The organism is Protofrankia sp. Cr2 (genome assembly GCF_963555885.1).
In the GTDB taxonomy this organism is placed as follows: domain Bacteria; phylum Actinomycetota; class Actinomycetes; order Frankiales; family Frankiaceae; genus Protofrankia.
This window is the reverse complement of sequence record NZ_CAUVXG010000004.1, coordinates 27,734-51,312: the sequence shown is the minus strand read 5'-3', so window position 1 is coordinate 51,312 and position 23,579 is coordinate 27,734. Positions and strand designations below refer to the sequence as shown.

20 protein-coding genes and 1 pseudogene are annotated in these 23,579 nt (G+C 68.0%); 10 read left to right on the top strand and 11 right to left on the bottom strand.

The features are described from left to right. Positions 1-563: 563 nt before the first annotated feature. Positions 564-2,054: a S1C family serine protease gene (locus tag U9978_RS03920; RefSeq protein ID WP_322759641.1), complete on the top strand. Its 1,491-nt coding sequence runs from the start codon at positions 564-566 to the stop codon at positions 2,052-2,054. A gap of 109 nt (positions 2,055-2,163) precedes the next feature. After that, positions 2,164-2,745 carry a Sec-independent protein translocase protein TatB gene (tatB, locus tag U9978_RS03915; protein ID WP_322759640.1) on the top strand — a complete coding sequence of 194 codons (582 nt, stop codon included), beginning with the start codon at positions 2,164-2,166 and terminating at the stop codon, positions 2,743-2,745. Positions 2,746-2,869: 124 nt separating this feature from the next. Here tatB and U9978_RS03910 read toward each other — a convergent pair whose 3' ends face one another. After that, a complete protein-coding gene (locus U9978_RS03910; RefSeq protein ID WP_322759639.1) occupies positions 2,870-4,012 on the bottom strand; it encodes an Mrp/NBP35 family ATP-binding protein in 1,143 nt (380 codons plus the stop codon). Positions 4,013-4,347: 335 nt separating this feature from the next. Here U9978_RS03910 and U9978_RS03905 point away from each other — a divergent pair, with 335 nt between their 5' ends. Beyond that, on the top strand, positions 4,348-4,857 hold the full coding sequence (locus tag U9978_RS03905) for a MarR family winged helix-turn-helix transcriptional regulator (RefSeq protein WP_322759638.1): 510 nt from the start codon (positions 4,348-4,350) through the stop codon (positions 4,855-4,857). Here the strand turns inward: U9978_RS03905 and U9978_RS03900 are convergent. Continuing rightward, positions 4,845-5,810 carry a PHP domain-containing protein gene (locus U9978_RS03900; RefSeq protein ID WP_322759637.1) on the bottom strand — a complete coding sequence of 322 codons (966 nt, stop codon included), beginning with the start codon at positions 5,808-5,810 and terminating at the stop codon, positions 4,845-4,847. The genes U9978_RS03905 and U9978_RS03900 overlap by 13 nt on opposite strands. 227 nt (positions 5,811-6,037) lie before the next feature. Between U9978_RS03900 and U9978_RS03895 the strand changes: the two genes are divergently transcribed. Then, positions 6,038-7,699 carry an alkaline phosphatase D family protein gene (locus tag U9978_RS03895; protein ID WP_416210839.1) on the top strand — a complete coding sequence of 554 codons (1,662 nt, stop codon included), beginning with the start codon at positions 6,038-6,040 and terminating at the stop codon, positions 7,697-7,699. A 10-nt stretch (positions 7,700-7,709) separates the two neighbouring features. On the opposite strand, the gene U9978_RS03890 is transcribed toward U9978_RS03895, so the two are convergent. Both U9978_RS03890 and U9978_RS03885 read right to left on the bottom strand, forming a co-directional pair. Further along, the gene (locus U9978_RS03890; protein ID WP_322759727.1) at positions 7,710-8,648 is read right to left on the bottom strand and encodes a diacylglycerol kinase family protein; all 939 of its coding nucleotides are present in this window, start codon (positions 8,646-8,648) and stop codon (positions 7,710-7,712) included. A 106-nt stretch (positions 8,649-8,754) separates the two neighbouring features. After that, positions 8,755-9,375: a DUF6758 family protein gene (locus U9978_RS03885; RefSeq protein WP_322759636.1), complete on the bottom strand. Its 621-nt coding sequence runs from the start codon at positions 9,373-9,375 to the stop codon at positions 8,755-8,757. A gap of 235 nt (positions 9,376-9,610) precedes the next feature. On the opposite strand from U9978_RS03885, the gene U9978_RS03880 reads away from it, so the two are divergent. Beyond that, entirely contained in the window at positions 9,611-11,053 is a 1,443-nt protein-coding gene (locus U9978_RS03880) for an aldehyde dehydrogenase family protein (RefSeq protein WP_322759635.1), read from the top strand. 115 nt (positions 11,054-11,168) lie between these two features. On the opposite strand, the gene U9978_RS03875 is transcribed toward U9978_RS03880, so the two are convergent. Further along, on the bottom strand, positions 11,169-11,594 hold the full coding sequence (locus U9978_RS03875) for a pyridoxamine 5'-phosphate oxidase family protein (protein ID WP_322759726.1): 426 nt from the start codon (positions 11,592-11,594) through the stop codon (positions 11,169-11,171). 115 nt (positions 11,595-11,709) lie between these two features. Between U9978_RS03875 and U9978_RS03870 the strand changes: the two genes are divergently transcribed. Continuing rightward, positions 11,710-12,480 (top strand): enoyl-CoA hydratase-related protein, encoded by a 771-nt coding sequence (locus tag U9978_RS03870; protein ID WP_322759634.1) that lies wholly within the window; start codon positions 11,710-11,712, stop codon positions 12,478-12,480. Positions 12,481-12,593: 113 nt separating this feature from the next. On the opposite strand, the gene fabG is transcribed toward U9978_RS03870, so the two are convergent. Continuing rightward, entirely contained in the window at positions 12,594-13,370 is a 777-nt protein-coding gene (gene fabG / locus U9978_RS03865) for a 3-oxoacyl-ACP reductase FabG (protein ID WP_322759633.1), read from the bottom strand. A 306-nt stretch (positions 13,371-13,676) separates the two neighbouring features. Next, positions 13,677-13,931 (bottom strand): hypothetical protein, encoded by a 255-nt coding sequence (locus tag U9978_RS03860; RefSeq protein WP_322759632.1) that lies wholly within the window; start codon positions 13,929-13,931, stop codon positions 13,677-13,679. Positions 13,932-14,098: 167 nt separating this feature from the next. Between U9978_RS03860 and U9978_RS03855 the strand changes: the two genes are divergently transcribed. Beyond that, positions 14,099-14,545, top strand: coding sequence for an NUDIX hydrolase (locus U9978_RS03855; RefSeq protein WP_416210838.1), 447 nt, complete (start codon positions 14,099-14,101; stop codon positions 14,543-14,545). A gap of 29 nt (positions 14,546-14,574) precedes the next feature. Here U9978_RS03855 and U9978_RS03850 read toward each other — a convergent pair whose 3' ends face one another. Next, complete coding sequence (locus tag U9978_RS03850; RefSeq protein WP_322759630.1) at positions 14,575-15,081, bottom strand: MaoC family dehydratase; 507 nt, start codon at positions 15,079-15,081, stop codon at positions 14,575-14,577. 289 nt (positions 15,082-15,370) lie between these two features. Here U9978_RS03850 and U9978_RS03845 point away from each other — a divergent pair, with 289 nt between their 5' ends. Then, entirely contained in the window at positions 15,371-16,261 is an 891-nt protein-coding gene (locus U9978_RS03845; RefSeq protein ID WP_322759629.1) for an LLM class F420-dependent oxidoreductase, read from the top strand. Positions 16,262-16,275: 14 nt separating this feature from the next. On the opposite strand, the gene U9978_RS03840 is transcribed toward U9978_RS03845, so the two are convergent. Both U9978_RS03840 and U9978_RS03835 read right to left on the bottom strand, forming a co-directional pair. Then, positions 16,276-16,923: a suppressor of fused domain protein gene (locus U9978_RS03840; protein ID WP_322759628.1), complete on the bottom strand. Its 648-nt coding sequence runs from the start codon at positions 16,921-16,923 to the stop codon at positions 16,276-16,278. Positions 16,924-16,952: 29 nt separating this feature from the next. Beyond that, the gene (locus U9978_RS03835) at positions 16,953-19,730 is read right to left on the bottom strand and encodes a SpoIIE family protein phosphatase (RefSeq protein ID WP_322759627.1); all 2,778 of its coding nucleotides are present in this window, start codon (positions 19,728-19,730) and stop codon (positions 16,953-16,955) included. A gap of 533 nt (positions 19,731-20,263) precedes the next feature. Between U9978_RS03835 and U9978_RS03830 the strand changes: the two genes are divergently transcribed. After that, complete coding sequence (locus U9978_RS03830; protein WP_322759626.1) at positions 20,264-21,604, top strand: TerD family protein; 1,341 nt, start codon at positions 20,264-20,266, stop codon at positions 21,602-21,604. Between the two features lie 78 nt (positions 21,605-21,682). On the opposite strand, the gene U9978_RS03825 is transcribed toward U9978_RS03830, so the two are convergent. Next, positions 21,683-22,879 carry an acyl-CoA dehydrogenase family protein gene (locus U9978_RS03825; RefSeq protein WP_322759625.1) on the bottom strand — a complete coding sequence of 399 codons (1,197 nt, stop codon included), beginning with the start codon at positions 22,877-22,879 and terminating at the stop codon, positions 21,683-21,685. 283 nt (positions 22,880-23,162) lie between these two features. Here U9978_RS03825 and U9978_RS03820 point away from each other — a divergent pair. Next, a pseudogene (locus tag U9978_RS03820) lies at positions 23,163-23,579 on the top strand (magnesium transporter); the annotation flags it as partial.

Sequence of the window (23,579 nt, the reverse complement as noted above, 5' to 3'; positions counted from 1 at the left end):
GCAGGGACGAGTCTGCTCGGCGCCAATGCCGCTGGAACCGGTGCCGCTGATGTCGATGTCGCCGAAGCCGGGGTCGGCCGCCTGCCGCCGGTGATGGCTGCGGTGTTGCTGCCGGGTGGCCCGCGGCGCTAGGAGGCCGCTGAATAACGGCGTTCGATCCGGCCGACGGAGCCGGGGTACCCCGTGCATCGCGAAGCGATGGATGGGGAAGCGATGACGCCAGGCGGGATGCGGAGGGACGCGAGCCGGACAGGCGTTGTTCAGCGGCATCCTAGGGCCTGCCTGATGGATCGTCGCTCGCTTCGCCCCAGCCCGCTTGCTTCGCCCCCGCACAAACGGTTCGCGTCCGTGCGGGTCCCGGCTCCCGATGCCCGGAAGGCGTTCCAGCCGGGTTACCGCCGGCTGCCGCCGGGAGGTCGTACGGTAATAGATGTGTGATCGCAGTAGCGGGCGGCGGAGAGGCCCGAGGTCTCCCCGATGCCAACATGATCATGTTTGTGGATGTTTCGAGCCTGTGAGTACATCCGCTTGTTCCCTGATGCTGGAGGCGGAGGCGGAGGCGGATGGCCGTGAGCGGTGACGGCGAGGGCGAGGGCGAGGGCGGCATCCCATCTCGGGGTGAACCGGCGGACAACAACGGTCCGGTTGATCCGCCGACAAACCCATGGTGGGCTCGCCCGACTCCGACTCCGACCCCGACCCCGACCCCGACCCCGGCATCCGGTGTCCGGGGGCCTGAGGCCGATCTGCCGACCGATCTTTTTGTGCCCCTTGCGCACCATGCCGGGCCGCCCGTCATCAACGGCGCCGCCGTCGCCGTTGATGATGCAGTCGTTGATGATGCAGCCGTTGATGACGCGCGGGCCGTCGGGTGGGGAGTGTCCGCGCCGGTCGCATTCCGACCGGGTCGGTCGGTTCTCGTGGCGGCGATGCTGCTCGCCGGCCTGGTCGGTGGTGGCGCCGGCGGTGTGATCGGTGGTGTGATCGGTGCTCACACCGCGCGGACCGACGACCCACTCGTACCGACTACGGCCGGGCCGTCAGCCGGGCCGTCAGCCGGGCCGTCAGCCGGGGCGACCGGCGACGTTGCGGCCCCGGTCGAACGGGCCGTGCCGGTCTCCACCATTGCCGCACGTGCCCTGCCGTCGGTCGTCACAATCAATGTGACCAGTCCGATCCTGTCCGCCACCGGCTCCGGTGTGATCATCAGATCGGACGGCTACATACTGACGAACAACCACGTCATCGCGGGCGTTGCCGCCGGGGCACGCGTGTCGGTGACCTTGTACAAGGAGCTGCGGCAGGTCTCGGCTCAGATCATCGGGCGTGACCCCAAGACGGACCTCGCCGTGATCCGGATTCCGACTGCGAACCCGCTACCGGCCGCGACGTTGGGACGGTCCGGCACGCTCGTGGTCGGCGCACCCCTGGTGGCCATCGGCGCGCCGTTGGGACTGTCCGGAACAGTGACCACAGGTATCGTCAGCGCGCTCGACCGTAACCCGACGGTGCCGGTGGAGTCCGGCGGGGAGTCGGTCCTCATCGGTGCGATCCAGACCGACGCGGCCATCAATCCCGGAAACTCGGGCGGTGCTCTGGTGGACGGACGCGGCCAGGTCGTCGGCATCAACACCGCGATCGCGGCTGTGCCCGGGTCCCGGGCCAACCGCGGCGCGTCCGGGAACATCGGCGTCGGTTTCGCCATCCCGATCGACTACGCGAGGTCAGTGGCTGATGAGATCATCAGTACCGGTCGGGCCACGCATCCCGACGTCGGCGTGTCCACTGGGACGATCACGCCGGATGATGCGGCGGCGATCGGAACCTTGTCCGGCGTACTGATCCGTGGGGTGGAGTCGGGCGGGCCCGCGGACGCGGCCGGACTGCGTCCGGGAGACATCATTATCAAGGTCGACGGGACGGTCATCGGGAACACCAATGACCTGATCGCGGCAACCCGCGGCCATCGGATCGGTGACCGGATCACGCTCACATTCGAACGTGATCACACTGTCCATGATGTCGAGCTGACCCTCCAGGAGCAGCGCGATTGAGAGCGCCCGGGTAGCCGGGCAATCGGGTAGCCGGGTCGGTATGCCCGAGCGGACGGGCATCCGGGCCGGAGGTGTTCCGTTGATCGTAAGGGCGAGGTAGTCTGGGGCCGTGTTCAACGGTGTGGGCTGGGGCGAGGTCGCTGTACTGCTGCTGATCGGCCTTTTCGTGTTCGGCCCGGAACGGTTGCCGAACGCGGCCCGTGACGCCGGTCGGATGCTGCGTCAGTTCCGGCAGATGGCTGCCGGCATGCGCGAGGAGCTGCGCTCCGAGCTCGGTCCGGAGATCGCTGATCTCGACCTGAGCACCCTGAATCCCACGACGTTCGTCCGCAAGCACCTGTTCGAGGATGACGACCCGTTGCTTCCATCGTACCTTTCCAAGCGGACGTCGCTCGACAAGATGCTCTTCGATGACGACCTGGAGACGCCGTCCGTGCCCAGTGAGCCGGTTCGGCCCCGGCTCTCCTACGACGACGTGCCGGCCGGGTCCGCGGCGCTGGCCAAGCCGTCGTCGTTGACGAAATCCCCTGCTCTGACGAAGTCGCCCACCCTGATCAAGGCCACTTCGACCTCGGCCAAGGCTGCCCCGACAGACCGGGGTCAAGCGGCTGCCGTGGCGCCCGCAGCGAGCGGGGCGGTCAGCGCCGAGACGCCGTCGGTGGCGACACCCTTCGACACCGACGCGACCTGATACTTTCGCCACTCTGTTCGACCGATCTGTGGCCCGTGCCCATCTCGCATCAGCGCCCCGGGCCGGCCGGAGTAGCGCAGTAGTCCCTCAACGGTCCCGCACCCGGTCAGCCCGACCGGGGTCGTCAGCCTTGGCGGGTCGGGGTGAGGCCGAGGGATCGGCCAGCCAGCCCGCGTGAGCGGGATGACAGTCGTTCGGCCACTCCCCGCAGGATTTTCGAGGCTTCGCAGTCTGGATCCGCGGTCACCAGTGGGACGCCTGAGTCGCCGCCTTCGCGCAGCCGGACATCGATGGGTATCTGGGCCAACAGCGGGACGTCGTGTCCGAGCACGCGGGTCAGTCGCTCGGCCACGGCCGCGCCCCCACCGGAGCCGAAGACGTCCACGCGTTCGTCGCAGTGCGGGCAGGGCAGCCAGGCCATGTTCTCCACGACGCCGACGACGTTCTGTCGAGTCTGGACGGCGACCGTGCCGGCCCGCTCGGCGACCTCGGTGGCGGCAAGCTGAGGGGTGGTCACGATGAGAAGCTCGGAGGACGGCACAAGTTGCGCCAACGAGATCGCGATGTCGCCGGTGCCCGGTGGGAGGTCGAGCAGAAGGATGTCGAGATCCCCCCAGAACACATCCGAGAGGAACTGTTCCAGCGCCCGGTGGAGCATCGGCCCGCGCCAGGTGACCGGCTGGTTGCCGCGGGTGAACATGCCGGTGGAGATGACCTTCACGCCATGTGCCTGTGGGGGCATGATCATTTTTTCGACCTGGGTGGGCAGGCGGTCGACGCCGAGCATCCGGGGGATCGAGTGCCCGTAGATGTCGGCATCCAGCACACCGACCGCGAGGCCGGACCGGGCCATCGATGCGGCCAGGTTGACGGTCACCGACGACTTGCCGACGCCGCCCTTTCCGCTGGCTACGCCGTACACCCTGGTCAGGGAGCCGGGCTGCGCGAACGGAATCGCCCGGGTCCCCGTTCCGCCGCGCAGCTTCGTGTGCAGGGCGGTGCGCTGCTCGTCGCTCATGACCTCGAGGCGGACCTGTACGGCCCGCACACCCGGTACCGCGGTGACAGCGCGCTGGACTCGATTGGTGATCTCGTCGCGCATCGGGCAGCCGGAGACGGTCAGTAGCACTACGATGTCCACGGTGTCGTCGGTGACGCGGACCGAGTCGACCATGTCCAGTTCGGTGATGGGCCGCCCGATTTCAGGGTCGAGCACCGTTGCGAGAGCTGCCTGGATCGCGTCCGCGCTAGGCCGGGAAGCAGACAAGAGAGAACCTCGACCAGTCGGGGTGGTGCGTGAGGCTCGCGCCGTCACGCCTGCACCCCCACCATAGCCGCCAGACCCGCTCGAACGCGTCCGGCGAAGACGGAAGCTGATCCCCCAGCCCCGCGACGCCACGTCCCCTATTGCCGGGCGCTCCAAGGTCCGGCGCTCGACTGACGGCCGCCCGGCGGTGCACCGTCGGGATGTGGCAACCTGCCCGTCAACCCACGGTAGCCCGGTGGTTCTCGACTGCGGCTATCATCGTTCGGAATGTCGATCGTCTGACATCATCAGCGAGCTCGCTCGCGGACCTGTACGGGCGACGTAATCTGATCCACGTGACGGTTGACGAGCGGACAGCGGAGCAGGAATCGCTGATAGACCCGCGATCACTGTGGGCATGGCGCCAGTTCCTGCGGGCTCACTCGTATGTCATCCGGCAGCTGGAAAGCGACCTCGAGGCCGAACACCACCTGCCGCTGGCGTCCTTTGATGTGCTGGTCCAGTTGTCCGAGGCGCCGGACGGTGCCCTGCGCATGAACGAGCTGGCGGAGGCGGTCCTGCTGTCCCGCAGCGGCCTGACGCGGCTGGTCGACCGGCTGGAACGTGACGGTCTGGTCGCGCGACGGTCGTGTCCGTCCGACGCCCGGGGAACCCTTGCGACTCTGACCCCCGAAGGCCGCAAGCGGCTGCGGGCGGCATCCCGGACCCATCTCGCCGGGGTGTCGAAGCATGTCACCAGCCACTTCAGCCCGGACGAACTCGACGTGCTCGCCAACCTGCTGGGCCGCCTCGATCCCCGCGTGTCCACGCCGCCGCCCGGCGGTGGATGCGGTCAGGGCGTCTGAGGGCTCCAGGAGGCCACCGGCCCCGAGTGCGGTGCCGGCGGGCGTGCCACTGCCGATGCCGGCGGGGCCGATGCCGGCGGGGCCGATGCGGTCAGCGGTTGGGCACCGTGCGCCTCGGCGATGAGCACCTCGTACGCGTGTCCGCTCGTCGTCTCTGAGCCGAGCAGCTGGGGTTTGCTCGGGCCGTGGAAGTCGCTTGCGCCGGTGACGACCAGTCCCAGGTCGGTGGCGAGCCGGCGAAGCCTGGCGCGCGCCTGCGGCGGGTGGTCGGGATGGTCCACCTCAAGGCCACGGAGACCCGCCCGCGTCATGGCTGCGATCACATCCGGGCCGATGGTCGGACCGCGCGTGCTCGCGTACGGGTGGGCCAGCACGCTGACACCGCCCGCCTCGCGAACCAGCCGTATTGCATCCAGGGCGTCGGGTTCGTCCTTGCCCACCCAGTAGCGGCCGCCAGCGCCGATCCAGGCGGGTGTGAACGCGGCCTGGAGGGAGTTCACGAGTCCGGCGTTGACGAGCGCCTCGGCCACATGCGGGCGTCCGATCACACCGTCGGCCTGGGCGGCCACCTGTTCCCAGCGCACGGGGTGGCCATCGGCGGCCAGCTTTTCCACCATTCGGCGGGCGCGGGTGACCCGGTCGTCGCGTAGTCGGGCCCGGACGGCTGCGAACACCGGTTCGGTGGCGTCGAACAGGTAGGCGAGCAGGTGCAGGCTTACCCAGCGGCCGTACTCGACCCGGATTCCGCAGGAGATCTCCGCACCCGGGAGCAGGGTGAGCCCGGTCGGCAGGATGCAGGCGGCCTCGGCCAGACCCGATGTGGTGTCGTGGTCGGTCAACGCGACGACGGTCAGGCCGGCAGCGGCGGCGAGGTGGACGACCTCGGTGGGGCTGCACAGCCCGTCCGATGCCGTCGAATGCGCATGAAGATCGATCAGTCCCGCCGTCGTCACCGGGTACACGCCCGGAGCGGCTCTCTGTCGCTGGATTGGTCGCACACAGTGCACCCCGCTTTCTCCGCCCACCCGGTCCCGCCGTTGGACCCGCTTCCGGTCTGGCGTCCACGGTCGGCCACCGCTGTTGACCACGATAGCCGCGGGCCGCCGTCCTGCGTTTCTCCCCACTTGTGGCTGTGACGGCCTTTCGGACCTGGGTGCCGGCCGGCTAACGTCCCGGTGTTGTGAGCATTCCTGGTGGATGTGCCCGGACGCGGGCGGCGACCCGACGTGGCTTTCTCGCGGGCGGTGCCGTGTTGCTGGCCGCGGCGGGCTGCTCCGATGGCGGATCCCCCGGCCCTGGCGCCACCCCGCGTCCGACGCTGGCGTCCGCGACCCCGGTTCCCGGTGTCGGCGACGGCGTGTTCGGCCTCGGGGTCGCCAGCGGCGACCCGCTGCCCGACGGGGTGATCCTCTGGACGCGGCTGGTGGCGCAACCCTCCGCCGGCGTGCCTCTTCCCGACCGCGACATCCCGGTTGACTGGCAGATCGCCACCGATGACCGGTTCACCGAGATTGTGGCGGTGGGGACGCAGAACGCCGTCCCGGGGCTGGCGCACTCCGTGCATGTCGACGTCCGCGGTCTGCAACCGGCCCGGGTGTACTTCTACCGGTTCCGCGCCGGCACGGTGCGCAGCCCGGTCGGCCGGACCCGCACCGCACCGGCCGCCGGCGCCGCCGCGTCGGCGCTGAGCTTCGCGCTGGCCAGCTGCCAGGATTATCAGAACGGCTACTGGCCGGCGTACGCTGCGATCGCAGCCGATGATCTCGACCTCGTCGTCCACGTCGGCGACTACATCTACGAGTACGACCCGAAGAGCAGGTTCCCCGACCGCCGCCACACCGCCCCGGCCACGCCCGGTCTCGGGCAGCTGCGGACCCTCGATGACTACCGGGCGCGTTACGCCCAGTACAAGGCCGACCCGCAGCTGCAGGCCGCGCATGCGGCTGCGGCGTGGGTGGTCACCTGGGACGACCACGAAACCGAGAATAACTATGCCGGGCTGACCGACGAGTCGGCCGACACCGGTGACAAGCACCAGGACCCGGCGACCTTCGCCCGGCAGCGGGCCGCGGCCTACCAGGCCTACTACGAGCACATGCCAATCCGTGTCAGTTATTCGCCCGGATCGCCGGACCTGCGCCTCTACCGCCGGTTCGCCTTCGGCGACCTGCTCACCCTCAACGTGATGGACACCCGCCAGTACCGGACGCCGCAGCCGGGACGCATCCCGACCGACATCGGTCCGGCCACCCTGGGAGCGAGCAACACGACCGGGACCATGGCCGGTGCCGAGCAGGAGAAGTGGCTGATCGACGGCTTGAGCGCGTCGCGTACCCGGTGGAACGTGATCGCTCAGCAGACGATGCTGGCCCAGCTGCACGCCCAGTTCACCCCGGGCAGTGGTGACGTGCTCGCGAACCTTGACCAGAGCGACGGCTATGTGCCCTACCGGACCCGACTGCTGGCAGCCGTACGGGACACCCGGGTGACCAACCCGGTGGTGCTGTCGGGGGACATCCACAGCGCCTGGGTGAACGACCTACGGGTCGACTTCGACCGGCCCGACACCCCGATCGTGGGCACCGAGTTCGTCTCGACCTCCATCAGTTCGGGGTTCTTCCTGCCCAGCGAGGAGTTCGTCCGGGCGAACAACCGGCTGCTCAACCCGCACGTGCGGTACTTCCGCGGTGACCGGCGCGGGTATACCCGCATCCGGGTCTCACCAGCGCGGTGCACGGCCGACATGCGGATCGTCGAGACCATCGACCGCCGGGATGCGCCGGTCAGCACGGATGCCACCTGGGTGGTCGAGGCCGGGCGGCCCGGCGCCCAGGCCAGGTGAGGGCACGTCGCTATCCGGGGGAGGCGAGCAGGCGCAGCGCGCCGGGCCGCACGACGATCTCGACCGGCAGGTCCGCGATCGGGTCACCGTCGGCATAGAGCTGAAACGGACGGTCGGCGTCCACCCGGATCCGGCTGGCCCGCGCCACCTCGACGTGCGGGGAATCCACATGCCGGCCGGAGAACACCTTCGGGAAGGTCGAGAGAAACGTGATCTTTCCGCACCGCGACAGCAACACGATGTCGAGCAGGCCGTCGTCGGGCTTCGCCGCTGGCGCGAGGCGCATCCCGCCGCCGTAGTAGGCCGAGTTCGCCGCCGCCACCGTCCAGCCGATCATTTCGCGCGGCGCGCCGCCGTCGATCTCCACGGCGAACCGGACGGGTTTCCACCCGGCGGCCGCGCGCAGTGCCCCATAGGTGTAGACCTGCTGGCCGCGAACGAACCGGGCACGATTGGCGATCACCTGGACGTCCGAGTCGAAGCCGACACTGGCAATGCCGAGGTAGGCCCGGCCGTTCGCCTCGGCTAGGTCGATCCGCCGTTCGGTGCCGCTGGCCAGCGCGGTGGCGGCGATCACCGGTTGCCGGGCGGCGCCCATCCCGCGCAGGAAGTCGTTGCCGCGCCCGCCGGGCAGCACAGCCAGTAGCCCGCCACGGCGCGCCACGGTCTCGGCGACCCGGCCGGCGAGACCGTCCCCGCCGAGCGCGACCGCGACCCGACCGTCTGCGACGGCCTCTTCGGCCAGTTCTGAGGCATGATCGATATTTCTGGTCAGTTCGACCCGCACGTCGCCGGCCCAGCGTTCCAGGGCCGCGCGGACGTCCGGCAGAGCACGGGCGCCGCGGCCACCGCCGGCGTGCGGGTTCACGATGAGCAGTAGCCGTTGACGGTCCACCTCGGCTGCAGGCGGAATGGTTGCCAGCGGCTCTGTCACGGCTGTCGGAGTCATCGCTTTCGGCGTCACGGCTTTCGGCGTCATGGCTGTCGGCCCTTCTCGCATCCGTGGCGGTGGCGGTGGCGGGAGCTGAGCTTACGAGACCCTCCAGCCACGCCGCTCACAGATGGACGCTATCGGCGCCGAACAGCAGGCACGAGGCAATCATCTGGGCGTTACGCAGGTCCCGGACGACGAGATGTTCCAGCAGCAGTGTCGCCGCATCCGCCGGCCAGAGCACTACCCACAGCCACACGCCGCAGGCCTCACCCACGAACGCGGCCCGGTCGGGCGGGCACACGACCGGCCACAGCGCGGTCGGATGCCCGGCGGCCTCGATCTTCTCCTCGGGTCTGCCACCGATGCGCTCGGGATCTGTACCGGACAGTCCGGCCAGCCGGGCCCCGAGGCCGATCCCCGGAGCCTCAGCGACGATGACGAGCTCTGCCGGCCCGCCGAGAGGGGACGGACCGCCCGCGGCGAACGCGGTCGCCTGCGGCCCGGTGCGGTCGTCGCCGGCCCACGAGACTCCGCTGGCGAACCAGTGCACGGGCATCGGCCACGGGACCCAGACCGGCGCTGTGGCCGTATGCGCGAGAAAAAGCAGCACCTGCTCCCGGGATGACGCCGCGACCCGGTAGGGAGCGACATCCCCGTGTTCGTCGCAGCGCCACTGGCTGCTCCACAGATCCGGTGGCTGCACCCTTCGTAGGCATCGGGGGCAGGCAGGTGGACTCGTCACCGGGTGACTCCCCGGCGATGCGCACCGCTTCCTGACAGTTTCACCGGCCCAATGCTTCCCTTTGGTGACGTTGGCCAAACCTGTTTGGGATAAACCCCACGATGACCGGCAAGGCGGGCATCAGGGAATTTTTCCCTGCCCATGGTGGCACGGGCCCCCGTCGGCCGTTCGGGAGTGTCGCGCGTGGCGTCACCCGTGTCCGGGTGTTGTGGACGAAGGTGGAGGAGTGGCATCCATGAGCACGGTCGAGCCGTTCTGGGTCGCGGGTCGGCCGGTAACGGGTTCAGCGACTTTCCCGGTGCGCTGCCCCTGGGACGATCACTTGATCGCCATGGTCGCGCAGCCGGATCAGGCACAGGTGGACACGGCCGTGGCGGCGGCAGCGGCTGCTGTGGACGCCATGATGGCCATGCCGGCCCACGGCCGGGCCGCCGCGCTCGCCCACGTCGCGGGCCGCATCGCCGAACGCGGCGAGGAGCTGGCCGCCCTGATTACGGCCGAGAGCGGCAAGCCGTTGACCTGGGCCCGGGTTGAGGTAGCCCGGGCGACTTCAACGTTCCGGTGGGGCGCGGAGGAAGCCCGGCGTTGGTCGGGAGAGCTGCAGCGACTCGACACCGACCCGGCGGGGGCGGGCCGCGTCGCGATGGTCCGGCGCTTCCCCCACGGGCCCGTGCTGGGGATCACACCGTTCAACTTCCCGCTGAATCTGGTCGCGCACAAGGTCGCACCCGCATTGGCGGTCGGTGCGCCCATCATCATCAAGCCCGCGCCGAAGACGCCGTTGTCGTGCCTGCTGCTCGCTGAACTACTCGCCGAGACCGACTTGCCCGACGGCGCGTGGTCGGTGCTCACCGTGCCGAACGAGGCCATGCCCGAACTGGTCGCGGACGTGCGGCTACCGGTCGTGTCCTTCACCGGTTCGGCCGCGGTGGGCTGGTCGATCAGGGATGCGGTGCCGCGCAAGCACGTCATACTCGAGCTCGGTGGCAACGCGGCGGTGCTGGTGGCCGCGGACTGGTCCGCCACGGCGGACCTGCGCTGGGCTGCGGGCCGGATCGCGACGTTCTCGAACTATCAGGCAGGCCAGTCCTGCATCGCCGTGCAGCGGGTGTATGCGCAGCGCGCCGTGTACGAGGAGCTGCTGGCCGAGGTGATGGCCGCGGTCTCCCGCCTGTACACCGGCGACCCGGCCGACGAGGCGACCGAGGTGGGGCCTCTGATCGACCTGGCCGCGGCCGAACGGGTCGAACGGTGGATCAGTGAGGCGGTGGCGGCGGGCGCGACGGTGGTCCTCGGCGGCAAGCGGGACGGCACGACGATGGCGCCGACCGTGCTGCGCGGCGTTCCCCCCGACGCCCGCCTGGCCCGGGAGGAGGTGTTCGGGCCGGTGCTGGTCATCGAACCGGTCGACAGCCTGGACGAAGGTCTGGCCCGGATCAACGACAGCCCGTACGGCCTGCAGGCGGGGGTCTTCACCCGGGACCTACAGGTCGCGTTCCGGGCGTACCGGGAGCTGGAGGTCGGCGGTGTGATCATCGGGGACGTTCCCGCCTACCGGGCCGACCAGATGCCCTACGGCGGCGTCAAGGGGTCGGGGATGGGCCGGGAGGGTGTGCGGGCGGCCATGGAGGACCTCACGGTCGAGCGGGTCATGGTCCTGACCGGCGTCGATCTGTAGGCGCGATCGACCTGCAGCCGGGATCGACCTGTAGCCGGCAACACGCTGTAGCGGGCAACACGCTGTAGCGGGTATCGATCGGCCGGTGTCGATCTGTACCCGTTGTGAGTCGAGGTCAGAATTGAATCTTGCGGAAGTCCCAACTGATGATCTTTGTTGGCGTGATCCGGAGCCAGCCGTGCCGCCCGTCGTGGATCATCTCGTCGCGGCCAACGTACTTGCCTGCGAACAGCCGCTCGGGCCCGGCCAGCTCCGGGTCGGGCGCGCCCTTGCGTGGGATCTCCCCGACCGACTCGGCCGTTCCCTTGATCTCGACTCCCCGTAGTTCCTGGAACTGTTCGCCGGCGTCCACGACGATGGCCACCCGCGGATCGCGGATGACGTCGGTCCACCGCTGGCTGCGGACGATGGAGTTCAGCCACAGCGACGTGCCGTCCCAGACGAACCACAGCGCGGCCACATGTGGACCATCGCTGCTAAGGGTCGCGACCCGACAGGTTCGTTCCTCGGTGAGGAAGTCGTCGACCTCGGTCGGGGTCATCGCAATCGCCCGTCCGCGGCGCTGTTCCCGAGTCGGCACGCTGGCACACTCCTTTTCTTGTCCGCTTTTCTGCTAGCTTCGCTAACCAACCATCAACAGGGTGATCTGGGCCATCGTGGCGCAAGGGGGCGGCTGGGTGCCAGTGGATACCGAGCGTCGTGGACGGATCCTCATCGTCACGATGCGCCGCGAGGTCAAGCGCAACGCCATCGACCGCGAGATGGCCTTCGGCATCGACGCGGCCCTCAACGAGCTCGACGACGATCCCGACCTCTGGGCCGGGGTGATCACCGGAACGAGTACGGTGTTCTCCGCCGGCACCGACCTCGTCGACGGCCGGGACGCCGTCACCGAACGAGGCGGTGAATACGGGATCATCCGCCGGCGCCGGACCACACCGCTGATCGCCGCGGTCGAGGGCTGGGCATTGGGGGGCGGTTTCGAGATCGCGCTGGCCTGCGACCTGATCGTCGCGGCACGCACGGCCCGGTTCGGGCTGCCTGAGGTCATCCGCGGGCTGGTCGCCTCCAGCGGCGCGCTGTTTCGGGCACCGCGCGCGCTGCCGCTGCACGTCGCCAAGGAATTGCTGCTCACCGGGCGGCCGCTCGATCCGGAGCGGGCGTATGCGCTCGGGCTCGTCAACATGGTGACCGAACCGGGCGAGGCGCTCACCGAAGCCGTGCGCCTGGCGACGACCATATGCGCCAATGGGCCCGTCGCCGTTCGGGCGACCCTCGCCGCGGTCAACCGGTTGGTCACGACCGACGATGACGAGGGCTGGCAGGCGACAGCCGACGCGGTCGCCACGATCGTCGCCTCCGAGGACAGTCAGGAGGGCATCCGCGCCTTCCTGGACAAACGTTCGCCAGAGTGGACGGGCCGGTAGGTGGCTGTCAGAGCATTCCGGCACCGATCGTTGCGGCACCGGGATCCCGGCGCGGCCGTCAACGTGCACGACACGCGCCGGGCCGCCAGATGCCTCGTCGGCTGTGGGGATGGTCAGATGTAGCGCCCGCCACCGACTTCCAGCACCGTCCCGGTCATGTAGCTCGACAGCTCGCTGGCCAGGAAGAGCGCGGCGCCGGCCACCTCGGCGGGTTCGCCCACCCGGCCCATCGGGATCTCGGCCACCTTCGACTCCCAGACGTTGCGCGGCATCGCCTCGGTCATGGCGGTCCGGATCAGGCCGGGCTGGATGGCGTTGACTCGCACCCCGCCGCGGGCGAGCTCCTTTGCGGCGGCCTTGGTGAGCCCGACCATGCCGGCCTTGGCCGCGCTGTAGTTCGTCTGGCCGAAGTTGCCGACCTTTCCCGAGATCGATGACATGTTGATGATCGAACCGGCGCCTTGTGCCTTCATGGCCAGGCCGGCTGCCTTGGTGCCGAGCCACGCCCCGAAGAGATGGATGTCGATCACGAGCCGGAAGTCGTCGGCGGACATGTTCTTCATGCTGGCGTCGCGGGTGACGCCAGCGTTGTTGACCATGATGTCGATCCGGCCGTATTCCTGTTGGCAGGCCTCGACGAGTGCCTGGACCTCGTCCTCCTTGGTGACGTCCGTTCGTACGGCGATCGCGGGGCCGAGCTCCTTTGCCGCTTCGGTGGCTTTTTCGATGTTGATGTCGGCCAGCACCACCCTGGCACCGTTGGCAACGAAGAGCTGGGCGATGGCGAGCCCCAGGCCCTGCGCGCCACCGGTGATGACAGCAGCCTTGTCCTCGAGCAGTCCCACGGGTGCTCCCTTCCCCACGCGTGCATGCGTGCCGGCGGCACGCATCTCGTCGGCTCGACCGTCGAAAAGGCGAGTCCTTGTCAGCAGTAATACCGTGTTCGCCCTTCGCGGGCGCGTGATCGCAACCTGCACGGATGACCGATGCCGATCATCCGGCGGTTCAGCGGCGCTCTGTGTCCGGAAAGCATGGGCATGGGCCACGGGCGGTAGGTGGTTTCGGTCGCGAGGGCAACCATTTTTACCTACGGCCTGATGTGTGTCCGGCTAGGCCGTAGGTGGTTTCGGCCGTGGGGGCGGCCGTTTCCACCTACGGCAGCCGGCTCCGGACGTTCCTCAGGCGGCTCCGGACGATTATTGCCAGGCGGAGAGGACGACGACGGCCGGGGAATCCGGTAGGACCGCGGCGAGGACGCGGAAGGCGTCCGGCCACCTTCCCGCGGATTCTGCCGGTACGAGGTCACGATCGATCGGCAGGGACGAGTCCCTGAGGTCCAGGAAGAAGGCGGCCACCGATTCGACGGGCGAGGCACCCTTTGTCGCGGTGAAGAAGAGGTAGGGGACACCGGCCTGATCGCAGAACTCCTGCACAAGGCGTGACTTTTCCACCTGGCGACGGCCGCGGATGGCGACCGCGCTCCTGCGGCGTGATGCTACGACCTGGTCCAGACGCTTGCGCAGGAGACCAAGTTCGGTTGCTCGTCCGACGAAACCCCGCGCCACTGGACATCCCATCTATGTAGATGGCATATACGTAGATGCATGCTACCGAAGGCATGCGGAGGATCTGGTTGGCTGGGCAGGTGTTGCGACGGGTTCCGTGCGTGGGGGCGATCATCATGGACGCGGCCGGCGCGTTGCTGCTCGTCCAGCGGGCGCGGGATCCCGGCCGCGGCCTGTGGTCACTACCGGGCGGGCGGGTCGAGGCGGGGGAGAGCGACAGCGCCGCGCTGGTCCGTGAGATCCGCGAGGAGACCGGCCTGGAGGTGACGGTCGGGCCGCTGGTCGGGCGGGTGACGCGCCCGGGGCCGGGCGGTCCGGGGTCCGGCGGGGTGGTCTACGACATCGCCGACTACGTCTGCGACGTCATCGGCGGGGAGCTACAGGCCGGGGATGACGCAGCGGACGCGCGTTGGTGTGCCGACCTGCGTACGGTGGCGCTCACCGACGGCCTCCTCGACGCCCTCACCGCCTGGGGTGTCACCGCAGCCCCAGGCGGCTGATCGGGCAAGCGTGGCTGGGCGCCGACCACTTAGCTACCACTGGGCACGGGACGGCCGGGCTGTTCCCCGCCGCGGGCATCACCGTAGGACCGTTTGGGCACCATCACCTTGCGACGGTAAATGCAGACGAGGGTGCCCTCCTGGTTGTAGCCGCGGGTCTCCACCGTGACGATGCCCCGGTCGTCCTTGCTCCTGGACTCGACCTTGTCGAGCACCTCGGACTCGCCGTAGATCGTGTCGCCGTGGAACACGGGCTTGACGTGCTTGAGCGACTCGACTTCGAGGTTGGCGATCGCCTTGCCGGAGACGTCGGCCACAGACATGCCGAGCAGCAGCGAGTACACGTAGTTCCCGACGACCACGTTCCGCTTGAACTCGGTGGTCTGCTCGGCGTAGTTCGCGTCCAGGTGCAGCGGGTGATGGTTCATGGTCAGCAGGCAGAACAGGTGGTCGTCGTACTCGGTGACCGTCTTACCGGGCCAGTGCTTGTAGACGGCACCGATCTCGAACTCCTCGTAGTAACGACCGAACTGCATGATGTAGCTCTCCTCGCTGCAGTGTGAGCTCCGCCATGGACACGGCCATGCCTGGACCCGCACCTGGACACCTGAACCCGTTGCCGATCCTCCCAGGTCGGTCGCACATCCGCCGGATTTGCGACCAGAAAATGATCTCTGCCCACCCGACGGTGACCGGTTCGGCTTTTTCGGTCAGGATGGAGCAGGATGCGGTCGGCGCCCCTGCGGCCGACGGCGCTGCGATGACCATGCGATGACTGTGAGATGACGACGTGATGACCGCGTCGCAGGACGTGAGGAGCTGGCGATGCAGCTGGGCGTACACGTGGTTCGGTTCACCTGGCCGGGCGGTGCCGAGGCGATTGCGCCGGTCCTGGCGCGTGCCGCCCGGATCGCCGATGACGCGGGGGTGACCCATCTCAGCGTGATGGACCACTACTTCCAGATGGAGGCGATGTTCCCCGCGGATGAACCGATGCTGGAGGGCTACACGACGCTGGGTTTCCTGGCCGCCCACACCGCCAGGCTGCGTCTCGGGCTCCTGGTCACCGGCACGACCTACCGGCATCCGGGACTGCTGGCGAAGATCGTGGCAACGCTGGACGTGCTCTCGGGCGGGCGGGCGGAACTCGGCATCGGCGCAGCCTGGTATGACCGCGAGCACCATGGTCTGGGCGTGCCGTTCCCGCCGCTCGCCGAGCGGTTCGAGCGGCTCGAGGAGACGCTGCGGATCTGCCGGCAGATGTGGAGCGATGACAACGGCCCGTTTGAGGGCCGCCACTACCAGCTCGCCGAGACGCTCTGCGTGCCCGCGCCGATCAGCCGTCCACGACTGCCGATCATGATCGGTGGAAGCGGCGAGAAGAAGACGCTACGTCTGGTTGCCACCTACGCGGATGCCTGCAACCTGTTCGCGCCCTCGGTGGATGCGGTCGCGCACAAGCTCGACGTGCTCAAAGCTCACTGCGACGCGGTCGGCCGCGACTACGCCGAGATCACCAAGACGATTCTCCACGGCGGTGACGCCTTGACCCGGGGCGAGTCGAGCGCGTTCCTGGCTGACGTGGAGCAGTACGCGCGGATCGGCGTGGACACGGTCATCGTGATGCCGCCCGGCGGCGAGCCGGCGGACGCCTGGATCGAGCGGGTCTGTGTGCCGGTGGTCAAGGACCTTGCCGACATCGGTACCGGCTCCTGATCGTGCTCCAGCTGTCAGCTGTCATCGAGGTCGAGGTCGAGGCGCAGCTGCGGACGGGCGGGATCCCGTAGGTCGGTTCCGGCGGCCAACCATCGCCGCTGGAGCTCGGCCGCTCCGTGCACCCGCTTGAAGGCCGACTCGTTGGGGGTCATCGGCAGGACCGGCAGGAAACGCACCGGTGCCGGTGCCTGGCTCGCTGTCCGGGCCGGTGGCATCGCCGGTGGGTCGGTCGGGTCCGCCAGCGGCAGGTCGGGGATGAGCCCACCGGGCTCGGCGACGAGGACGGCGGTGAAGCGCGCGCCGTCCCAGAGCGGTTCACCGAGGTCGAGTCCTGCGCCGGCGACAACCGGGACGCCTTCGACCGCGGGTATCGCCGCGAGCAGGGCGAGCCGCCGGGCGACGCTGTCGCGCTGGTCCTTCAGGGAGAGCACCAGCTCGGCGCGTGGTCCGGTCGGGTCGATCATCGACGATGCCGGATCGCCCATCGGTGCCCTGGACATCCCGAGGGTTGCATAGCGGACGACTCCCTGCGTTGTGCGGCCGAAGCGCAGGACCTCGATGGGCTCGGTGCCGAGAAATGTGATCTCCGCGCGTCCGGTGTCAGGCCCGAGTTCCCGGATCAGGTGGGCCTCCACCTGTCTGAGTACATCCACGCCGTCCATGGCCCGACCTTACGGGCCTGATGAACCGGTCAGGACGGTAGCGGTTGCTCGGTCCAGATGACCTTACCGTTGGACGTGTATCGGACGCCCCAGCGTCGGGTGAGCTGAGCGATCAGGAAAAGGCCCCGGCCGCCTTCGTCGGTCGTGCTGGCACGGCGCAGCCGGGGGGATATGCCGCTGCTGTCGGATACCTCGCAGATCAGCGTGTGGTCGTGTAGCAGGCGAACCTGGATGGGGCCGGTTGCATGCCGGATCGCATTGGTGATCAGCTCGCTGACAACCAGTTCAGTGGTGAATGCGGCTTCCGCCAGCCCCCAGTCGGTGAGTTGCCGGGTGACCGCTGCGCGCATGGTGGAGACGACCGTGGGGTCTGCGGGTAGCTCCCAGCTGGCGTGACGTTGTGGATCCAGGGCGCGGGTTCGGGCCACCAGAAGGGCGACGTCGTCACTTGGATGAGCGGGGAGCATGGCCGTGGCCAGGGCCTGGCAGGTCTCCTCCGGCGGACGGTCGGGATGGGCCAGCAGGCGCCGGAGCTGGTCGAGACCAGCGTCGATGTCGCGGTGTCGGTCCTCAATGAGCCCGTCGGTGTACAGGACGAGTTGGCTGCCGGGAGCCACCTCGAAGTCGACCGCTTCGAAGGGCAGGCCACCAAGCCCGAGCGGTGGTCCGGCAGGCAGGTCGAGGAACTCCACGCTGCCGTCGGGCGCAATGAGTGCGGGCATCGGGTGTCCGGCCCGCGCCATGGTGCAGCGTCTGGAGACCGGATCGTAGATCGCGTACAGGCACGTTGCCCCGATCATCCCGTGCCCGCGGGGTTCGGCGCCCTCCTCCTCGTCAAGACGGTTGACCAGGTCGTCGAGATGACCGAGGAGTTCATCAACAGGCAGGTCCAAGGCGGAGAAGTTCTGGACGGCGGTACGTAGGCGACCCATGGTGGCGGCGGCGTGCAGGCCGTGGCCGACCACGTCACCGACCACCAGGGCAACGCGGGCGCTGGACAGGGGGATGACGTCGAACCAGTCCCCGCCCACTCCCGACTGGGCAGGCAGGTAGCGGTGGGCGACTTCGACGGCGTGCTGTGCGGGTACGCCGCGGGGGAGCAGACTGTGTTGGAGGGCTAGCGCAAGTCCGTGTTCGCGGGTGTAACGGCGGGCGTTGTCGATGCATACGGCGGCTCGGGCGACCAGTTCCTCGGCGAGGGACAGGTCATCTTCCTCGAAGGCACCGGGCTGTTCGGATCGGTAGAAGCTGGCGATCCCGAGCGTCTCGCCGCGTGCGCGCATCGGGACTGTCATGAGTGAGTGGATGTGATGGTCGAGAAGAATCTCACCGCACGCGGGATCCTGAGCCAGCCATCCGGTCGCGACGCGTAGATCTTCCTCGAGAACCGACCGCCCGTTGGTGAAGCACCGCGCTTGGGGGGTTGACGGGAGGTAGCACACGAGGTCGCCCGGCGGGTAGAACGCGCCCTCTACCGTGATGCCGCGGACGGCGATGCGGCGGATTCCTTCATCCATGCTGGTCGGTTCGTCCCCGCGCAGGACAGCGTCAGGAAGATCAACGGTGACGTGGTCGGCGAATCGTGGGACCACGACATCGGCCAGTTCCTCGGCGGTCCGCGTCACGTCCAGGGTGGTACCGATGCGCATGCTGGCCTCATAAAGTAGCCCCAGACGTTTCCGTGCAGCGACTGCGACATGGCCGACCCCCGGTTCGCCCACCAACAGCAACCACCTGTCGGTGTCACCAGCAGGTTCGGCCAGCTCAGCTTCGCCCAGGTCAGCTTCGGCCAGCCGGAACTGTCTGGCGACAGCGTTGTCGGTTGCTGAAAATGGTAGCGCGATGCCACCTGCGGTGATCGCAGACCGCTGTGGCTGCTGGGCGAGTCTCGCCTCGACAGCGAGCCCCGCAGCACCGGCGGAGGCCGTCACCGGCCGACACACCAGCACGGCTACCTGGCCGTTGGACAAACGCACTTCCATCGCGGCCCGGCGCGCGGCGGAAATCAGCTCCGCCGCCTTCTCCCGCAGGATTTGTTCGTCCCGGCCGCTCATCGTGAGGTCGGACGGGGCACGAAGAACGACTTCGCCGGGTGCTCGAACGCCTGGCTCACCTGCTACTGCCATAATGGCGGTGCGCGTGCACCGTCCGTTCTGGAGGAATTTTTGGATGAGAGCGCTCTCGCGCTCCGTGCACTGTTCCAGCAGCTGCCGCTCGATGGCGCCGGCAGTTTCACGGACCAGGGATAGCATCACTGGATCAGCGGCAGAGCGTAGACAGGTGAGATCGACGACGCCTTCGATACGGCCGCTGATCGGATCGCGTATCGGTGCGCCCGCGCAGACATACGGATGTAGGCGGGCGGCGAAGTGCTCGACGCTCGAAACATAGGAGGGGCCGCGTTCCACGAGCGCGGTGCCGATCCCGTTGGTACCGACGACGTGTTCGGCGTAGCTGAAGCCGGGTGCGAGACACACCCCGTCCAGATGTCGGTTCAGCGCCAGCCCGCTTGCGCGACGCTGGAGGACGGTTGCCTCACTGTCAGTGAGAATCACGCCTACTCCGGTACCCGCGAGGCTGGCTTCCAGCCGATCGAGAACGGGCGCGGCCACGCGGGCGATGCGTTCCTCCGGGTCGAGATCGGACCGGTAGACAGGCGCGAGGCGGTCCGGGGTGAGCCCGAGCGACTCGCAACGTCGCCATGAGGTCAAGATCGGAACTCGGATGCTTCCGTCGGCCGGTGCGTGTGTCGCGACATTCTCCCGGGCGTCACTGAGCGCGCCGGCGTCCTCAACGAGGTTTGTCATCGGCGCTTCCCTTCGCGCGAGATCGGATCGCGTCTTCGCGGATCATAGGCGTGGTATTCGTCTTCTCTGTCGAGTCGGTGGGCGCCCTAAACCCTATCGCTAGTTGGCGCGGGCCACTTCGCTCATATTTCTCACGTGGAGTCATGATCTGGATTTGGACCGTGTTAAGTTTTGATCCACGCTCCTATTGCCGGGCGCCCTAAGTCGTTGCGGCTGTCTTCGCCGCTGATAATTGTATATATAGGTACAGGTTGCAGCGCGGGCGTCTTTGGAGATCAAGGAGTGTGGGTCGCGAGGACTGCCGGTCAGACATGTCGAGGAACCAGGGGTTGGGCTGCCGTTGCCATGCTCGCGTCGCGGTTCATGCCGGTGCGCAGCCTCGGCGGGTGGACCGGAGGCAGGACGCCGCGTTGGCGACCCGAAGGAACCTAATAGGCTGAGCGCGTCCGATCCTCGGGCGCTCTCAGGGTCGCGTGGTCACGGCTCTTCTCCTGCGGCCGGAGGCCCCAAGCAATCCAGACGCGGAGGCCGCTATGGCGCAGGTCCTGAGCAAGGGCGCGAACGCACCGTTGTCCACTACCGATGTACGTGTGGAGATCAGCTCGTCGACTCCGTTGGACATCGCCGCGCTGCTGGTGACGGCGAGCGGCAAGGTCCGTTCGGACGCCGACTTCGTGTTCTTCAACCAGCCCACTGGTCCTGGGGTGCGCCTTCTCCCACCCTCCGCGCTCGAGTTCGCCTTGGCGTTGGTACCTGCCGACATCGACAAGGTCGTCATCACCGGCAGTCTGGACGGATCCGGTCCGTTGACCTTCGCCACCGTCCAAGCGCTGCAGGTCTCCGTCAGAGATCTTCGGGGTGGGGAGCTCGCCCGTTTCGATCCGGTCGGGCTGACCGTTGAGACGGCGCTGGTGCTCGTCGAGTTGTACCGGCGCCAAGGGGCCTGGAAGGTGCGTGCGGTGGGCCAGGGCTACGCCTCCGGCCTCGCTGGCATCGCCACCGACTTCGGGATCACTGTGGACGACTCGGCGGCGGATGAGGCACCCACACAGCTCTATGTGCCGCCGACCCAGCCGGCATCCCCAGCGCGGCCCGTAGATCAACACCAGCAGCAGTGGGGTCCGCCGCAGGCACCGGTTCCTGCTCCGCAGCCACAGCAATGGGGTCCGCCACAGCCGCCGCCCGGCCAGGGCCAGCAATGGGGTCCGCCACAGCCGCCGCCTGGCCAGGGCCAGCAATGGGGTCCGCCGCACGGCCAGCAGCCACAGTCGTCCCCGCAGGCGGCCGGTGCCCCGACCGTCAACCTTGACAAGGGCCGGGTTTCGTTGCGCAAGGGCCAGAGCGTCTCACTGGTCAAGACCGGGACCCCGCCGTTGACCCGGGTGCGGATGGCCTTGGGTTGGGATCCGGCCCAACGGGGACGCCAGATCGATCTGGACGCCTCCTGCATCCTGTTCGACAGTCGCGGCAAGGACGTCGACAAGGTGTGGTTCATGTCGAAGAAGGGTGCCCGCGGCGCGGTTCGCCATTCCGGTGACAACCTCACCGGCAGCGGCGAGGGCGACGACGAGACCATCTTCGTCGATCTTGCTGGGCTCCCGTCCACCGTCGAGGCGCTGGTCTTCACGGTGAACAGTTTTCAGGGCCAGCAGTTCACCGATGTCCGCAACGCCTTCTGCCGGCTGATCGACGATTTCACCGGTGCCGAGCTCGTTCGTTTCGATCTGTCCGAGTCAAAACCACACACCGGCCTCGTCATGTGCAAGGTTGCGCGTCAGCAGGGTGGGCCGAACTGGACGATGACGGCCATCGGCGAGTTCCACGACGGCAAGACCGTACGCGCGATGGTCGGGCCGTCCCGGCAGTACCTGTAGTCCGCTCGATGCCTCCGGTCGCGCGATCATGGTTCTTCTCGCGCGGCCGGAGGTCTTCAGGAATTCCGGCCGGGTTGGCTACGGGAGTTTGTACTCCTTGAGCAATGCCCGGCTGATTATGCGCTTCTGTACCTCGGAGGTGCCCTCACCGATGAGCATGAACGGCGCCTCCCGGAAAAGCCGCTCGATCTCGTACTCCTTGGAGTAGCCGTAACCACCGTGGATGCGGAACGACTCGGTGGTCACCTCGTAGCAGTACTCGCTGGCAAGGTACTTGGCCATACCCGCCTCGACGTCGTTGCGCTGGCCGTTGTCCTTCTTGCGGGCGGCGTTGACCATCATCAGGTGGCCGGCCTCGACCTTGGTCGCCATCTCAGCCAGCTTGAAGGCGATCGCCTGATGGTCGATAATCTGCTTACCGAAAGTGCGGCGCTGCTGAGCATAGGAGATCGCCAGTTCAAATGCCCGGATCATGATTCCGCATGCACGGGCCGCGACATTGACCCGGCCGACTTCGACACCGTCCATCATCTGGTAGAAACCCTTGCCGCGGCCGTCGGTGCCGCCGAGGATCGACGAGCTGGGAACCCGGTGATCGTTCAGCACCATCTCGGTGGTCTCGACACCCTTGTAGCCGAGTTTGTCGATTTTCCCGGGAATCGTGATACCGGCGTTGGTGCCGAAGCCCGGCTCCTTTTCCAACAGGAAGGTCGTCATATTCCGGTAGACTGAATCGGCACCTTCGTCAGTCTTGACGAGGGTGGCGACGATGCCGGCGCGGGCACCGTTCGTCAGCCACATCTTCTGGCCGTTGATGAGGTATTCGTCGCCGTCGGGAGTGGCTCGGGTGGTGATGGCGGATACGTCCGAACCGCAGCCCGGCTCGCTCAGGGAGAACGCGCCGCGTACCTCGCCGGTCGCCATCTTCGGCAGGAGCCGCTGCTTCTGCTCGGGGGAGCCGTGCTGGAGGAGAAGGTAGGCGACGATGAAGTGTGTGTTGATGACACCCGAGACGCTCATCCAGCCGCGGGCTATCTCCTCGACGACCAGGGCATAGGTGAGCAGTGATTCACCGAGCCCGCCGTACTCTTCCGGAATGGTGATCCCGAACAGTCCCATCTCTTTCATGGCTTCGACGATCGCCTCGGGGAACTCGTCCTTGTGTTCGAGCTCGGTGGCGTACGGCAGAATCTCCTTGTCGACGAACGTGCGCACGGCCGAAAGAATGTCAGCCTGAACATCGGTCAGACCGTCGGTCTGCGCGATCCTGCCCATCGTGTCCGCTTCCCTTCTCAGCTATCACCGGTAACCGGCACCTGCCAACTGCCCTGCCAACTGCCCTGGCGAAAAACATCCGAGTACGGGTCGCGCATCAATCACGACCATTGCAGACGGGCTGTCTCACACTTATGAGCAGTATCGCGGCATTCGGGTTCGGGCGCGAGCGGAGCCGGCGGTGGTGACGGTGGTGGCGTAGCTGATGCAGCCCGCCAGCACCGGAGCAATGATCATTTCTGCTAAGAGCGCCCGGCAGCGGGAGCGGAGGTAGCCTCACGCCGTGACCACGGCACCGGCTCGGCTGTTCTGCCGCAGGCTGGCGGGCCTGCTCGTTCTTGATCCGAACGGGGATGTGGTCGGGCGGGTTCGTGACGTGGTCGTTACCCTGCGAATCGGCCGTGAACCGCCGCGCGTGTTGGGGCTTGCGGTCGAGGTGCAACGCCGTCCCATCTTTGTGCCGATCAGCAAGGTGACCGGGGTGGAATCGGGCGCGGTCGTGCTCTCCTCAGCCAGGTTGAGCTGGCGCCGGTTCGCGCAGCGTCCGGGCGAGATCCTCGTGCTCGGCGAGCTCCTGGACCGGCAGGTGACGTTGGTCGCGACCGAGGCGACCGTCACCGTGGTGGACGCGGCGATCGAACCGATCCGCGGTGGCGACTGGGTGCTCGACCAGGTGGCGGTACGGACCGGTCGGCGACGG

Excerpts from the sequence above, each read along its gene's own strand:
- U9978_RS03920 (WP_322759641.1), top strand. The coding sequence starts at position 564 with ATGGCCGTGAGCGGTGACGGCGAGGGCGAGGGCGAGGGCGGCATCCCA.
- U9978_RS03890 (WP_322759727.1), bottom strand. The coding sequence starts at position 8,648 with ATGACTCCGACAGCCGTGACAGAGCCGCTGGCAACCATTCCGCCTGCA.
- U9978_RS03880 (WP_322759635.1), top strand. The coding sequence starts at position 9,611 with ATGAGCACGGTCGAGCCGTTCTGGGTCGCGGGTCGGCCGGTAACGGGT.
- U9978_RS03875 (WP_322759726.1), bottom strand. The coding sequence starts at position 11,594 with ATGACCCCGACCGAGGTCGACGACTTCCTCACCGAGGAACGAACCTGT.
- fabG (WP_322759633.1), bottom strand. The coding sequence starts at position 13,370 with ATGCGTGCCGCCGGCACGCATGCACGCGTGGGGAAGGGAGCACCCGTG.
- U9978_RS03855 (WP_416210838.1), top strand. The coding sequence starts at position 14,099 with ATGCGGAGGATCTGGTTGGCTGGGCAGGTGTTGCGACGGGTTCCGTGC.
- U9978_RS03850 (WP_322759630.1), bottom strand. The coding sequence starts at position 15,081 with ATGCAGTTCGGTCGTTACTACGAGGAGTTCGAGATCGGTGCCGTCTAC.
- U9978_RS03845 (WP_322759629.1), top strand. The coding sequence starts at position 15,371 with ATGCAGCTGGGCGTACACGTGGTTCGGTTCACCTGGCCGGGCGGTGCC.
- U9978_RS03840 (WP_322759628.1), bottom strand. The coding sequence starts at position 16,923 with ATGGACGGCGTGGATGTACTCAGACAGGTGGAGGCCCACCTGATCCGG.
- U9978_RS03835 (WP_322759627.1), bottom strand. The coding sequence starts at position 19,730 with ATGACAAACCTCGTTGAGGACGCCGGCGCGCTCAGTGACGCCCGGGAG.
- U9978_RS03830 (WP_322759626.1), top strand. The coding sequence starts at position 20,264 with ATGGCGCAGGTCCTGAGCAAGGGCGCGAACGCACCGTTGTCCACTACC.
- U9978_RS03825 (WP_322759625.1), bottom strand. The coding sequence starts at position 22,879 with ATGGGCAGGATCGCGCAGACCGACGGTCTGACCGATGTTCAGGCTGAC.